This is a genomic window from Mesorhizobium sp. M0830 (assembly GCF_040319965.1).
In the GTDB taxonomy this organism is placed as follows: Bacteria; Pseudomonadota; Alphaproteobacteria; order Rhizobiales; family Rhizobiaceae; genus Mesorhizobium.
In genome coordinates this window covers 77,732-91,673 of sequence record NZ_JAMYOR010000009.1, presented here as the reverse complement: position 1 = coordinate 91,673, position 13,942 = coordinate 77,732, and the positions used below count along the sequence as shown (strand labels likewise).

General features: G+C 63.1%; 13 protein-coding genes. 10 read left to right on the top strand and 3 right to left on the bottom strand.

Translation table 11 applies throughout. From position 1 onward, the window contains the following. The first annotated feature begins 17 nt into the window (after positions 1 to 17). From NKI20_RS08230 to otsB, 3 genes are all read left to right on the top strand, one after another. On the top strand, positions 18 to 2,180 hold the full coding sequence (locus NKI20_RS08230) for an amylo-alpha-1,6-glucosidase (RefSeq protein WP_352829740.1): 2,163 nt from the start codon (positions 18 to 20) through the stop codon (positions 2,178 to 2,180). Between the two features lie 143 nt (positions 2,181 to 2,323). After that, the gene (locus tag NKI20_RS08225) at positions 2,324 to 4,102 is read left to right on the top strand and encodes an alpha,alpha-trehalose-phosphate synthase (UDP-forming) (protein ID WP_352829738.1); all 1,779 of its coding nucleotides are present in this window, start codon (positions 2,324 to 2,326) and stop codon (positions 4,100 to 4,102) included. Next, the gene (otsB, locus tag NKI20_RS08220) at positions 4,099 to 4,860 is read left to right on the top strand and encodes a trehalose-phosphatase (RefSeq protein WP_352829736.1); all 762 of its coding nucleotides are present in this window, start codon (positions 4,099 to 4,101) and stop codon (positions 4,858 to 4,860) included. Before NKI20_RS08225 ends, otsB begins: the two co-directional genes overlap by 4 nt. Before the next feature lie 232 nt (positions 4,861 to 5,092). Here otsB and NKI20_RS08215 read toward each other — a convergent pair whose 3' ends face one another. Both NKI20_RS08215 and NKI20_RS08210 read right to left on the bottom strand, forming a co-directional pair. Beyond that, positions 5,093 to 5,815 (bottom strand): SDR family oxidoreductase, encoded by a 723-nt coding sequence (locus NKI20_RS08215; protein WP_352829734.1) that lies wholly within the window; start codon positions 5,813 to 5,815, stop codon positions 5,093 to 5,095. Further along, on the bottom strand, positions 5,812 to 6,657 hold the full coding sequence (locus NKI20_RS08210; protein ID WP_352829732.1) for an SDR family oxidoreductase: 846 nt from the start codon (positions 6,655 to 6,657) through the stop codon (positions 5,812 to 5,814). Before NKI20_RS08210 ends, NKI20_RS08215 begins: the two co-directional genes overlap by 4 nt. Before the next feature lie 103 nt (positions 6,658 to 6,760). Here NKI20_RS08210 and NKI20_RS08205 point away from each other — a divergent pair, with 103 nt between their 5' ends. Continuing rightward, complete coding sequence (locus NKI20_RS08205) at positions 6,761 to 7,648, top strand: helix-turn-helix transcriptional regulator (RefSeq protein ID WP_352829730.1); 888 nt, start codon at positions 6,761 to 6,763, stop codon at positions 7,646 to 7,648. 4 nt (positions 7,649 to 7,652) lie between these two features. On the opposite strand, the gene NKI20_RS08200 is transcribed toward NKI20_RS08205, so the two are convergent. Beyond that, positions 7,653 to 8,288, bottom strand: coding sequence for a TetR family transcriptional regulator C-terminal domain-containing protein (locus NKI20_RS08200; protein WP_352829728.1), 636 nt, complete (start codon positions 8,286 to 8,288; stop codon positions 7,653 to 7,655). Between the two features lie 226 nt (positions 8,289 to 8,514). Between NKI20_RS08200 and aptA the strand changes: the two genes are divergently transcribed. From aptA to NKI20_RS08170, 6 genes are all read left to right on the top strand, one after another. After that, a complete protein-coding gene (aptA, locus tag NKI20_RS08195; protein WP_352829726.1) occupies positions 8,515 to 9,843 on the top strand; it encodes an omega-aminotransferase AptA in 1,329 nt (442 codons plus the stop codon). A gap of 139 nt (positions 9,844 to 9,982) precedes the next feature. Then, the gene (locus NKI20_RS08190) at positions 9,983 to 10,402 is read left to right on the top strand and encodes an endonuclease domain-containing protein (protein ID WP_352829724.1); all 420 of its coding nucleotides are present in this window, start codon (positions 9,983 to 9,985) and stop codon (positions 10,400 to 10,402) included. Between the two features lie 3 nt (positions 10,403 to 10,405). Further along, positions 10,406 to 11,656: a Zn-dependent hydrolase gene (locus NKI20_RS08185; protein ID WP_352829721.1), complete on the top strand. Its 1,251-nt coding sequence runs from the start codon at positions 10,406 to 10,408 to the stop codon at positions 11,654 to 11,656. Between the two features lie 66 nt (positions 11,657 to 11,722). After that, complete coding sequence (gene hydA / locus NKI20_RS08180) at positions 11,723 to 13,174, top strand: dihydropyrimidinase (RefSeq protein ID WP_352829719.1); 1,452 nt, start codon at positions 11,723 to 11,725, stop codon at positions 13,172 to 13,174. Positions 13,175 to 13,176: 2 nt separating this feature from the next. Continuing rightward, a complete protein-coding gene (locus NKI20_RS08175) occupies positions 13,177 to 13,533 on the top strand; it encodes a hypothetical protein (RefSeq protein WP_352829717.1) in 357 nt (118 codons plus the stop codon). A gap of 16 nt (positions 13,534 to 13,549) precedes the next feature. After that, the gene (locus NKI20_RS08170; RefSeq protein ID WP_352829715.1) at positions 13,550 to 13,927 is read left to right on the top strand and encodes a hypothetical protein; all 378 of its coding nucleotides are present in this window, start codon (positions 13,550 to 13,552) and stop codon (positions 13,925 to 13,927) included. Positions 13,928 to 13,942: the final 15 nt, after the last annotated feature.

Sequence of the window (13,942 nt, the reverse complement as noted above, 5' to 3'; positions counted from 1 at the left end):
AATAGGATTTGTGACGAATGGCCCAACTCGATGAGCGCCAGCTCGATCCCGCCGTAGCGCTTGCGTCGCTCGACGCGACCGCTCCTCGTGAGCCGCACCGGCTGTTTGCGCTCAAGCAGGCCGACTGCTTTGCGGTTGCCGATGCCTATGGCGACATACGCGGCGCCGGCGACGGTTTCTTCCGCGACGATACACGGGTGCTCTCCGAATTCCGGCTGACCATCGGCGGCAGGCAGACGTCGCTGCTTGGCGCCTCCCTCAGCCAGGACAATGTGCTGTTCACCGCCAACCTGACCAATCTGCCGATCCAGAGCGTCAGCGGCCGCGACATTCCGCAGGGCGCGATTCATATCGAACGCGTCAGGCTGCTATGGCAGGACAGGCTGTTCGAGCGCATCACCCTTTCCAACTACAGCCGGGAGACCTCGACAATCGGCGTTTCCCTGCACTTTGCCGCCGATTTCCGTGACATGTTCGAAGTGCGCGGCTCGACACGGCCGAGGCGCGGAATGGCCCATGTGGCCGAGATGAATGCGACATCCGTCCTGCTGCGCTACGAGGGGTTGGATGAGTTGGTGCGCGTATCGGCGATATCGTTCTCGCAGGCGCCGGACAAATTGACCTCCGAACGCGCCGATTTCCTGGTTGCCGTCACCAAGCGCAGCAGCAAGGTGTTCTATGTCGAGGTCGGTCCCGAGATGGCGGATGCGCCTGACCGCGACCGTTTCCGGGCGGCCGCCGCCCGGGCTCGCTTTGGCATGCGGGCCAAGCGCCGCCACGGCGCAACGGTGCACAGTTCGGGCCGCGTCTTCAACGACTGGGTGGAGCGCGCCCGCGCCGATGTCGCGCTGCTCACAACCGAACTGGCGACGGGACCCTATCCCTATGCCGGCATCCCCTGGTTCTCGACGGCGTTCGGCCGTGACGGCGTCATCTCGGCGCTGCAGATGCTGTGGCTCAATCCAGGCCTGGCGCGGGGGGTGCTGGCCTTCCTTGCCCAGCACCAGGCGACGGAGACATTGCCATTCAGCGATTCGCAGCCCGGCAAGATCATGCACGAGACGCGCAAGGGCGAGATGGCGGCGCTGCGGGAGCTTCCGTTCGGCCGCTACTATGGCGGCGTCGACACGACGCCGCTCTACATCCATCTCGCCTGTGCCTATGCCGATCGTACCGGCGACATGGCGTTCATCGACATCCTGTGGCCGTCGCTGTGCGCCGCGGCAGAATGGACGGAGGAGGCGGGCCGCGAGACCGGATTCGTCACCTACCAGCGGGCCGCCGAGTCCGGCCTCGCCAACCAGGGATGGAAGGACAGCTTCGATTCCATCTTTCACGCCGATGGCCGCATCCCCAAGGGTCCGATCGCGCTGGTCGAGGTTCAAGGCTATGTCTTTGCCGCCTTCCGGGGGCTGGCCGCACTTGCCCGTCGCCGCGGCGAGGACGAGAGGGCCGATCACTGGGATGACCGCGCGGAGGCCATGCGGGCAGCGGTGGAACGCGATTTCTGGGTCGACGATCTCGGCTTTTATGCGCTGGCGATCGATGGAGCAGGGGAGCCCTGCAAGGTGCGGACCTCGAATGCGGGCCACCTCCTCTTTGTCGGACTGCCTGAGCCGGAGCGGGCGCGGATGGTCGCCGATCAGCTTCTTTCCGCCTCCTTCCATTCCGGCTGGGGGCTGAGGACGCTTGCCGACGATGCCGTGTTCTTCAATCCGATGTCGTATCACAATGGGTCGATCTGGCCGCATGACACCGCTATGTGCGGTACCGGCCTGGCGCGCTACGGCGAGCGTGAAAGCGTGGTCCGCCTGTTGAGCGGCACGTTCGAATCCGCGGTCCATTTCAACATGCGGCTGCCGGAACTGTTCTGCGGTTTTACCCGAGCGCCGGGCGAAGCACCGATCGCCTATCCCGTGGCCTGCCTGCCGCAAGCGTGGTCGGCGGGTTCCGCCTTCATGCTGATGCAGGCCTGCCTTGGCCTGGAGATCGACGGCTGGGATGGTGAAATCCGCGTTAGCCGTCCCAGGCTGCCGATAGGCATCGACACGCTCACTCTTCGCCACCTGGGCGTCGGCGAAAGGGTGGTCGATCTTACCTTCCAACGCGTCGGCGATCGGGTAGTCGCGTTCCTCGCGGACCGCCATGAAGGGCTGGTGCCGCTCGTCGTCAGAACATGAACCAAATTGGGCGGAACCGATCCCGGCTTTCTGCGTTGCAAAAAACACAGGCCCGAACGGCGGCCCTATGCCCCGCGGATAGTCTTAAATCGGGAACACGAACAAAACGGCGGCCAAACGGCCGGAGGTGAGTTGATATTCCAATGACAAATTACGGTGCGGACCTGCTTTGGGTTCTGATCTTCGCGAGCCTCGGTTTTTCCGCTTTCGCCGTGTTCGTCTCCATATCGCGTCAGCGCCGCAGTCGCCCTCCGACAGTTGCACATATCGCCGGCGAAGACGTAGCCGCGGAAGCGGCGCGCAAGGTGATACGCGAGTTCGAAAAGAATGGCCAATCGGCCGATGCGGCGCTGGTGACATGGTCGCCTGAAACATTGCGCAAGATTCTGGCCGACGACCTGCCGGGCGCGCAGGTTATCGTGGTGTCCAACCGCGAACCGTATATCCACAACAGCAAGAACGATGACGTCGAATTGCTGGTGCCGGCCAGCGGACTGGTGTCTGCGCTCGAGCCGATTACCCGCGCCTGTGGCGGCACCTGGATCGCCTATGGCGGCGGAACGGCGGACCGTCTCATGGTCGACGACAACGACCGCGTGCAGGTGCCGCCCGGCAATCCGTCCTATACGCTGCGCCGGGTCTGGCTGACGGAGGAAGAATATCAGAGCTATTATCTCGGCTTCGCCAATGAGGGCCTCTGGCCGCTTTGCCACATCGCCTTCACCCGGCCGATCTTTCGCGCCTCGGATTGGGAAGCCTATCAAGCCGTCAACCGGAAGTTCGCCGACACGGTGGTGGCCGAGGCGCGTAACGAGCGGCCGATCGTGCTGGTTCAGGACTACCATTTCGCGCTGCTGCCGCGCATGATCCGCGAGCGCCTGCCCGAGGCGATCGTCATCACATTCTGGCACATCCCATGGCCGAATTCGGAGGTTTACAGCATTTGCCCATGGCGCGAACGCATCCTCGAAGGGCTGCTCGGCAGTTCGATCATCGGCTTCCATACCCAGTTCCATGCCAACAACTTCACCGAAAGCGTCGATCGCTTCCTGGAAAGCCGTATCGAGCGGGCGGATGCGGCCATCTCCTATGGTGGGCAGACGACGCTGGTGCACGCCTATCCGATCTCGATAGAATGGCCGGCGGACCTGCTGGCAAAACTGCCTGATACCGATGACTGCCGCGCCCGCCTGCGGAATAGGTTCGGACTTACGGCGGATGTGAAGCTGGCCGTCGGGGTCGAACGTCTCGACTACACCAAGGGCATTCTGGATCGGTTTCATGCGCTGGACGAATTGTTCAAGCGATACCCTGAGTGGATCGGAAAACTGGTCTTCCTGCAGATCGCGGCCCCCAGCCGTGGCACGCTCCCGGCTTACAAGCTGCTCCACGACGAATGCCATCGCTATGCCGAAGAGCTCAACCAGCGTTACGGCAGCGAGGGCTACAGGCCGGTGATCATGGTAGCCGAACATCATTCGCAGGAACAGGTCTATGAGATCTATCGGGCCGCCGACATATGCATGGTCACCAGCCTGCATGACGGCATGAACCTGGTCGCAAAGGAATTCGTCACGGCGCGCGACGACGAACAGGGCGTCTTGATGCTCAGCACATTCGCCGGTGCGTCGCGCGAATTGCTGGAGGCGCTGATCGTCAACCCTTACGACGCGGCCATGATGAGCGAAGCGCTGCTGCAGGCGCTGAACATGACGCCAGACGAACAGCGCGAGCGCATGCGGCCCATGCGGCAGATGGTTCGCGACAACAATGTCTATCGCTGGGCCGGCAGCATGCTCCTGGACGCGGCACGCTTGCGCAAGCGCGGTGACCTCGATCGGGTAACCGGTGCTGGCGACCGGCCGCCGGGCATCGACAATGTCGTGTCCATGTTCGAGCGGAAACGGGTGGCATTGTCATGAGCGAAATCCTGCAAAAGGTTGCAAGCAAAACCCTGCAAAGGCCGCAGGCCTTGCTGACCGGCGATTGGGCGTTGTTCCTCGACATCGACGGCACCCTGCTGGAGCATGCGGAACATCCGGACGCGGTCTCGGTCAGCGCCGAGCTTCGCGCTTTGCTGCAAGGCCTGGATCACAAGTTGAACGGCGCATTGGCCTTCATCACAGGCCGCTCCGTTGCGGCCGTGGACCAGCTGTTTCAGCCTTTGAAGCTGCGCGCAGCCGGGCTTTATGGCCTGGAACACAGGCTCCTGCCGGGCGACGACGTCGAAATCGCGGATGAGCCGGCGGATATTGCGGCCCTTGCCGACGAGATCGAGGCCGAGCTCGGTCGTGGGGCCTATATCGAGCGCAAAGGCCGGGTGCTGGCCATCCACACGCGCGCCGCCCCGCACCTGCTCCCTCGCGCGACGCAGCTTGTCGAGCAAGCGCTGGCCGTGCTGCCCAAGGGCTACCGGGTGGTTGCCGGCAATGCCGGTGTCGAGTTGCTGCCGCTCGAGGCGGCCAAGGGCGCCGCGATCCGGCGTTTCATGGATATCGCGCCATTCACCGGCCGGCGCCCGGTCTTCCTGGGCGACGACACGTCGGACGAAAACGGCTTCGAAACCGTCAACGATGCCGGCGGCATGTCGATACGAGTCAAACCCCCAGCATACACCACCGCGCGATACGGGCTTGCCGGCGTTGACGAGACGCTCGCCTGGCTGAGAGGTCAACTTTAGGTCTAGCGGCGCAACCGCGATCGCGCGTGCGGGAAAGGAAGGAAAGGAACGGTTTCGATGGGACGCCTTGCACAATTGATTCGAGAAATCACGCCGAATTGGCTTCATTCCCGCTCCCATGGGACCGCCGGCGTCTCACCGTCCGACGCCGACTCCAGGTGGCAAGAAGCGATCGACAACAAGATGTATGGGGCCGACACGCCTGATTATTCCCACATTCCGGAGCACCCCGTTAGGCCGCATAGCGCAGGCCGCCATCGCACGTCAGCACCTGGCCGGTCATGAAGCTGTTGGATACGAGAAAGGCTATTGCCTCCGCGACGTCCTCGGCGCGACCGATGCGGCCGACTGGGGTCTTGCCGGCATAATCGGCAAAGAGCTCCTGCCTCTGCTCCTCGGCCAGAAAGTCCCACCACGGCGTGTCGATGACGCCGGGCGCCACCACATTGACGCGCAACGGTTTCAGCTCCACCGCCAGGATCGGCACCACTGTCAACAGCATGCCATTGATGGCAGCGATGCCGGCGACGCCCGGCATAGCGAGCTGAGCCGAGACCGCCGAGATGAAGGTGACCGATCCGGCCTTGTTCAGAGTCGGCAAAGCAGCCTGCAGGCAAGACAGCTGCGGGCGGACTTTCTCGTCGACGCCGCTGCCGATGTCGGTCAGGTCAAGCGTGGGGAAGAGGCCAAGACCCTTACCGCCGCTGGCGGCCAGTACCAGATGATCGAAAGGGCCAAGGCGCTCGAAGAAGCCGCTGACCTCGTCCGGCTTCGCGGCATCGAAAGCAGCCTTGTCGGCAGCGCCGCCGAGGCTTTTCCATGCGCTCTTCAGCTTCTCCTCGTTGCGCCCGGTGATGGTCACCTTCATGCCCGGGCCGAGCAGTTTTCGCGCCGTCGCCAGGCCGATGCCGGACGATCCGCCGATGATGACGGTGTGCTGGGTCGCCTTGGTCATGAACGCTGTTCTTTCGATGTTGGTGAGGCCGGGTCGATGAGGTCGAGACTCAAGGCGCGCAACTGTTGTCTTGCCTTGGCGTCGTAGGCTTGGGCATCGGCTCGGGATTCGCGCAGGCCGTCGAAATAGAGGCCGCTTTTTCCGTCGAGCGCTGGCGACGTGGCGAGATTGAGGATAGCGTCAGCCCCGGTCTCGACCGAGTTCCAAGGCGTGACACCCGCCTGCCGAACCATGGTGGTGTTCATGTAACTCGCCGGATGCAGCGCGTTGACGATGACGCCGGTACCCTTCAGCTGCTCCGATAGGTCGATGGTGAACAGGATCTGCGCCAGCTTGCTCTGGCAATAGGCGCGCACGCCGTCATACGAGCGGGTCAGCATGACATCGCTAAAGTCGATCGCCTGCTGCCCCGCCGAGGCGACATTGACAATGCGCGCCGGAGCACTGGCCTTCAGCAACGGCAGAAGTTCCGACGTCAGCAGGAAACCAGCGAGATAATTGACGGCGAAGCGCAATTCGTAGCCATCGGCGCTGACCTGGCGCTTGGCGCCTTGTCCAGCGGTGCCGACACCGGCATTGTTGATAAGGACGTCGAGCCGGTCTGTCCTGGCACGCACGGCCCCGGCGAGGCGGCGGACCTCGGCCAGTGAGGACAGGTCGGCGACCAGAAGCTCAGCCTTGCCGCCGGTGGCTTCAATTTCAGTGACAACAGCCTTGCCGCGCGTTGCATCGCGACCATGTACCAGCACGCGGGCGCCCGCGGCGCCGAGCCGTTGCGCGACGACGCGGCCGACGCCGTCGGTTGAGCCGGTGACGAGGATTGTCTTGTCTTTCGGGTCCATGTTCAGAGCCTCCGTTCTGTTGCTCTGAGTGGAAGATGGGGCAGTTGGCGCGAGCCAAACAGTTCAAACTTTATCCTGGTATCAATACTGCTATATTAGGCGCATGGAGTCCCAACCCCGCCCGACCCCTACTCACTCGGCTGAAGACAGCCGCCGGCGCGAGCTTGGCGCCTTCCTGCGCTCGCGCCGCGAAAGGCTGACCCCGTCAGCCACAGGCATTACCGCCGGTCTCAGGCGGCGCACGCCGGGCTTGCGCCGAGAGGAAGTGGCGATGATCGCCGGCGTCGGCACCACCTGGTACACATGGCTGGAGCAAGGGCGTGAGGTCAGGCCGTCGGTCGAGGTGCTGACCGCGCTCGCCGAAGCGTTGCGCCTCGACGCCGCCGAAAAACAGCATTTGTTCATCCTTGCCGACCGCCAGCAGCCGGAGCGCCGTGCCGTAGCGCCGGAAAAGGTCGACGGTCCGTTGCTGCATATGCTGCAAAGCCTGGTGCTGCAGCCGGCCTATGTTGTCGGGCGGCGCTGGGACGTGCTGGCCTGGAACCCGGCGGCGGTCGCGGTGTTCGGCGATTATGGCCTGCTGGAAGGTGACGCCCGCAACATCGTCCACATGGTGTTCACCAACCCGCACCACCGGCGCCTGCTGGTCGACTGGGAGCAATTGGCGCGCACCGTGCTTGCCTCGTTTCGGGCCGCAAGCGCCAGATATGTCGGCGACCCGGATTTCGAGCGGCTGATCGAGTTGATGACGCGCTCTAGCCCCGAGTTTCGCAGCTGGTGGCCGCAGCGCGACGTCGCGCACCGACTGTCGGGAGTGAAGCACGTCCGGCACCCGAGCGCGGGCGCCATGACCTTCGAGCATATGAGCTTGTCGATCGGCGACGGCTCCGACATGAAGCTGATCGTCTACACGCCTCTTGCCGAGCAAAACTCCGTCGCCAAGCTGCAGACCTTGCTGGACGCGCTGCCGGCCGAACGTCGCAGCGCCTGAGGCTTCAGGCCTTCGGCTTGAGCCCGTCGAGGAACAACTGCTCGAGAAATCTCGCCGCGTCCTCGAAGCGGCCGTCGCCGCCGCGGTTCGGCCCGAGCACGGCGCGGACCTGGACGTCGAAATCGGCATAGTGCTGCGTCGTTGCCCAGATCGAGAAGATCAGGTGCCAGGGGTCGGTGCGGGCGATCTTGCCGGCACGCATCCAGCCCTTGATGACGACGGCCTTCTCGTCGACCAGCGTTTTCAACTCGCCGGCCAGCAGCGGCATGATGCGCGGCGCGCCTTGCAGGATCTCGTTGGCGAACAGCCGGCTCTCGCGCGGGAAATCGCGCGCCATCTCCAGCTTGCGTCTGATATAGCTGCGCAATTCGGTCAGCGGATCGCCAATGTCGTCCAACTCGCGCAGCGGCGCCAGCCAGGTGTCGAGAAGGCGCTGCATCAGAGTCTCGTGGATGTCTTCCTTGCGGCGAAAATAGTAGAGCAGGTTCGGCTTCGACATGCCGGCGGCTTCGGCGATCTGGTCGATGGTCGAACCACGGAAACCGTTGGTGGAGAACACCTCGAGCGCCGCCTCCAGGATGAGTTCCCGCTTTTCCTGCTGGATGCGGGTCCGGCGAGGGGCGTCCGTTCCGGTGGTCACCCTTGCAAGCCCTCGTGTTGAGGGTCATCTGGACCAATTCTCTGGACCAGTTTTTCCCTAGCCTGTGGAACGCACTTCAGGTGCCGCATTTCCGCTAGTAATCCCTTGACCGCCGGCAGGGCGGTGCTAACGTTTGTCCAATCGGTCAAAATTTGCGTAGCATGAAAACGCGGCAAAGACCAAGCGTTGGGCGCACCGAAACAGGTTACAAGGGGAAGTCTTGGTCATGTCCAACCGGCTGAAAGTCACGCCGAACGATCTCAGCGCATTTTGGATGCCGTTCACGGCAAACCGGCAGTTCAAGCAGGCGCCGCGCATGATGGTGTCCGCCAAGGACATGCATTACACGACCAGCGACGGCCGCAAGGTGCTCGACGGCACCGCCGGCCTGTGGTGCGTCAATGCCGGCCACTGCCGGCCGAAGATCACCGAGGCGATCCAGCACCAGGCTGCCGAACTCGACTATGCGCCCGCCTTCCAGATGGGCCACCCGATCGTCTTCGAACTGGCCAACCGCCTGGTCGACCTCGCGCCCAAGGGCATGGATCATGTCTTCTTCACCAATTCCGGTTCGGAATCGGTCGAAACCGCGCTCAAGATGGCAATCGCCTATCACCGCGCCAGGGGCGAGGGCTCCCGCACCCGCCTGATCGGCCGCGAGCGCGGCTATCATGGCGTCAATTTCGGCGGCATCTCGGTCGGCGGCATCGTCACCAACCGCAAGATGTTCGGCACGCTGCTCGGCGGCGTCGACCATATGCCGCACACGCATCTGCCGGAAAAGAACGCCTTCACCAAGGGCGTGCCGGAGCATGGCGCGGAACTCGCCAACGAGCTGGAGCGCATCGTCGCCCTGCATGACGCCTCGACCATCGCCGCCGTCATCGTCGAACCGGTCGCCGGTTCCACCGGCGTCATCCTGCCGCCGAAGGGCTATCTGCAGAAGCTGCGCGAGATCTGCACCAAGCACGGCATCCTGTTGATCTTCGACGAGGTCATCACCGGTTTCGGCCGTCTCGGCACACCGTTCGCCGCCGATTACTTCGGCGTCACGCCTGACATCATGACCACCGCCAAGGGCGTCTCCAACGGCGTCATCCCGATGGGAGCGGTGTTCGTGAAGAAGGAAATCCACGACGCCTTCATGACCGGCCCCGAGCACATGATCGAATTCTTCCACGGCTACACCTATTCGGGCAATCCGATCGCCTGTGCAGCAGCACTCGGCACGCTCGACACCTACAAGGAAGAGGGACTACTCACCCGCGGCGAGGAGCTGGCGCCGTACTGGGAAGACGCGCTGCATTCGCTGAAGGGCGAGCCGAACGTCATCGACATCAGGAACATCGGCCTGATCGGCGCGATCGAACTGGCTCCGATCGCCGGCCAGCCGACCAAGCGAGCCTTCTCCGCTTTCGTCAAGGCATTCGAGCGCGGCGCGCTGATCCGCACCACCGGGGATATCATTGCGCTGTCGCCGCCGCTGATCATCACCAAGGGCCAGATCAACGAATTGATCGACCATGTCCGGGACGTGCTGAGGGCGATCGATTGAAGAACTGGACGCGGATATCCCTCCCCCTCGAGGGGAGGGTGGCCGCGAAGCGGTCGGGTGGGGTCGGTGCGGCAGTGCGCCGACCTGATCTTTTGCTGCGAGGTCGCTCCTGATGCCCCGTACCCGCGTGAGTTTCGAAATGCGCCAGAAGGCGCGCGCGCTTCGAGTTCACGCGACCAAGGGCGAATCCCTGTTGTGGTATGAACTGCGGGAGCTGAAGTCGGCGGGCATCAAGTTCCGCCGCCAGTGCCCGATCGGGCCTTATATCGTCGACTTCGCGTGCCTCGCCGTAAAGCTGGTCGTAGAAGTCGATGGTGACCTGCACGAACATGAGAGGGGTAAGCGGCACGATGCCGTCCGCGATGCCTATCTCCGGTCGCTCGGGTTCGACGTCTTTCGCGTTGACGAGCCCGATGTCATAAATAGCGCGTGGCATGTCGCACAGGTGGTCAAGGAGAAGGTCGAGCGCATGTTCGGCGACCCCACCCGACCGCTTCGCGGCCACCCTCCCCTCGAGGGGGAGGGGGACGCCGGCGCCCTGCAATCGATGAGGTTTTAAAGCATGGCCGCACCCGGTGAGAATCTGCGAATCAATTCAGACCGTTTGTGGGATTCCATTATGGAGATGGCGAAGATCGGCCCCGGCATTGCCGGCGGCAACAATCGCCAGACCGTGACCGACGAGGACGGCGAGGGCCGGCATCTGTTCAAGCGCTGGTGCGATGCGGCCGGACTCGAAATGGGCGTCGACGAGATGGGCACGATGTTTGCCCGCCGAGAAGGCACCGATCCCAGCCTGCCGCCAGTCTATGTCGGCAGTCATCTCGATACGCAGCCGACGGGCGGCAAATATGACGGCGTGCTCGGCGTGCTGGGCGGGCTTGAAGTGGTGCGCTCGCTCAATGATCTCGGCATCAAGACCAAACATCCGATCGTTGTCACCAACTGGACCAACGAGGAGGGCGCGCGCTTCGCGCCGGCGATGATGGCGTCCGGCGTGTTCGCCGGCGTGCTCGACCAGGCCGATGTCTACGGGCACACCGACCAGCAGGGGAAAAAATTCGGCGAGGAGCTCGAACGCATCGGCTGGAAGGGCACCGAGAAAGTCGGTGACCGCAAGATACACGCCTTTTTCGAACTGCATATCGAGCAGGGACCGATCCTTGAGGACGAGGGCATCGACATCGGTGTCGTCACCCACGGCCAGGGCCTGAAGTGGCTGCAGGTGACGCTGACCGGCAAGGAAGCGCATACCGGCTCGACGCCGATGCCAAAGCGCCGCAATGCCGGGCTCGGCATGGCACGGGTGATCGAACTGGTGCACGAGATCGCCATGGACTACCAGCCCGACGCCGTCGGCGCGGTCGGCCACATGGAGGTCTATCCCAACTCGCGCAACATCATCGCCGGCCGCACCGTCTTCACCATCGACATCCGCTCGCCCGAGAAGGAAGTGCTGGATGCCATGGACGGCCGCATCCGCGAAGGCATCGACACGATCTGCGAGGCGCTCGACATCCGCTACCAAGTCGAACAGGTCGGCGCTTTCGATCCGGTCACCTTTGACGCAGGTTGCGTCAAGGCGATCCGCGATGCCGCCGAACGCCTCGGCTATTCCCATCGCAACATCGTCTCCGGCGCGGGTCATGACGCCTGCTGGATCAACCGCGTTGCGCCGACCGCAATGGTGATGTGCCCCTGCGTCGATGGTCTCAGCCACAATGAGGCTGAGGAGATCACCAAGGAATGGGCCAGCGCCGGCGCCGATGTATTGTTCCACGCGGTGGTGGAGACGGCTGTCATCGTGGAGTGAGCTTAGAAATCTACTTTCCAAACGCCGCTCGCAAAGAAGCGCGAAGAGAACAAGGGAACAAGAAAAATGACCAAAGTCATCAAGAACGGCACCATCGTCACTGCCGACCGCACCTGGAAGGCCGATGTGCTGTTCAGCCACGGCAAGATCGTTGCCATCGGCGCGGGACTGCATGGCGACCACGAGTTCGACGCCACCGGCTGCTACGTCATGCCGGGCGGCATCGACCCGCACACCCATCTCGAAATGCCGTTCATGGGCACCTATTCGGCCGACGATTTCGAATCCGGCACGCGGGCAGCCCTTGCTGGCGGCACGACGATGGTGGTCGATTTCTGCCTGCCGGCGCCGAAGCAGTCGCTGCTCGAAGCCTTGCAGATGTGGGACAACAAGACCTCGAAGGCATCCTGCGACTACTCCTTCCACATGGCGGTCACCTGGTGGGGCAAGCAGGTGTTCGACGAGATGGCTGATGTCGTCGACAGGGGCATCACCTCGTTCAAGCATTTCATGGCCTACAAGGGCGCGCTGATGGTCGACGACGACGAGATGTATGCGTCGTTCCAGCGCTGCGCCGACCTTGGCGCGCTGCCTCTGGTGCATGCCGAAAATGGCGACGTGGTTGCGGCCCTGTCGCAGAAGCTGCTTGCCGCCGGCAACAATGGTCCGGAGGGTCATGCCTATTCGCGCCCGCCCGAAGTCGAGGGCGAGGCGACCAACCGCGCCATCATGATCGCCGACATGGCCGGCGTGCCGCTTTATGTCGTGCATGTCTCCTGCGAGCAGAGCCATGAGGCGATCCGCCGCGCGCGGCAGAAGGGCATGCGGGTGTTCGGCGAGCCGCTGATCCAGCATCTGACACTCGACGAGAGCGAATATTTCGACAAGGACTGGGACCATGCGGCGCGCCGCGTGATGAGCCCGCCCTTCCGCAATAAGCTCCACCAAGACTCGCTGTGGGCCGGCCTGCAGGCGGGCTCGCTGCAGGTGGTGGCGACCGACCACTGTGCCTTCACCACCAAGCAGAAGCGCAACGGCGTCGGCGATTTCACCAAGATCCCGAACGGCACCGGCGGACTGGAAGATCGTATGCCGGTGCTGTGGACGACTGGCGTCAACACTGGCCGGCTGACGATGAACGAGTTCGTCGCGGTGACCTCGACCAACATCGCCAAGATCCTCAACATGTATCCGAAAAAGGGTGCCATCGTCGAAGGTGCCGATGCCGACATCGTCGTCTGGGATCCCGGCGCCAAGAAGAAGATCACGTCGAAAAAGCAGCAGTCGGTGATCGATTACAACGTCTTCGAAGGGTTCGAAGTGACTGGCCTGCCGCGCTTCGTCTTCTCGCGCGGCGAATTGTCGATCCAGGAGGCCGAGGTCAAGGCCAAGCCCGGCCATGGCGAGTTCGTCGCTCGCGAGCCGAATGCGGCGGTCAACCGGGCGCTGTCGACGTGGAAAGAGATTTCCGCGCCGCGCAAGGTGGAACGCACCGGTATCCCGGCGACCGGGGTTTGAGCTTGGCGCGTTCGGCCGCGCTCTTTTCGTTGGTCCTGGCCGGCCCGGCAGCCGGCGGCGTGCTGGCCGGCTCCTGGGGCAATGATGTCGGGTGTGCCGGCCTCAAGGTCGGCTATCAGGACAGTGACGCTTATATCGTCCTGACCGCCGAAGGCATCGAAACCTATGGCAGCGGCTGCCGGTTCGCGCAGCAATTGAAGCCGGTGCTGGGTGAACAATCGCTGATTTCGACCTGTTCTGCCGAAGGCGAGGCAGGAACGACGGTCGAAACCGTCGTGGTCACCAACAAGGGAGAGGATGGTTTCTTTATCACCATCCCCGGCCTTGAGGAAATAGGGCCGCTGCAATCATGTTTGTGACGTTTTGGGGGTGAGCATGCGTGGTTTTGGTCTATCTGTCGCGATGGTTCTCGTGCTGGCTGCGGGCCAAGCCTCGGCGGCGGGCATCGATCTGTCCAAGCCCTATGGCAACAAGTCCGGCTGCATCAACAAGAACGGCCAGAAAGTCTATGCGGAAGACATGCTGCTGCTGAACGCTACGGAATTCATCACCGCGACCAACGCCTGCACCTTTACCGACAGGAAGACGCAGGCTGACGGTTCGCTGGTGGTAAAGTCAATGTGCGAGGCAGACGGCGGGGATGGTCAGTCGCCGATACAGTTCACCATCAAGCGCAGTCCCAAGAACGCCAAGAAGCTGGTGATCGCGGATGAGGATGGCACTGTGTATGGGGAAGTTTCCCGGTGCCGATGACGCGCAAGTTCCTAT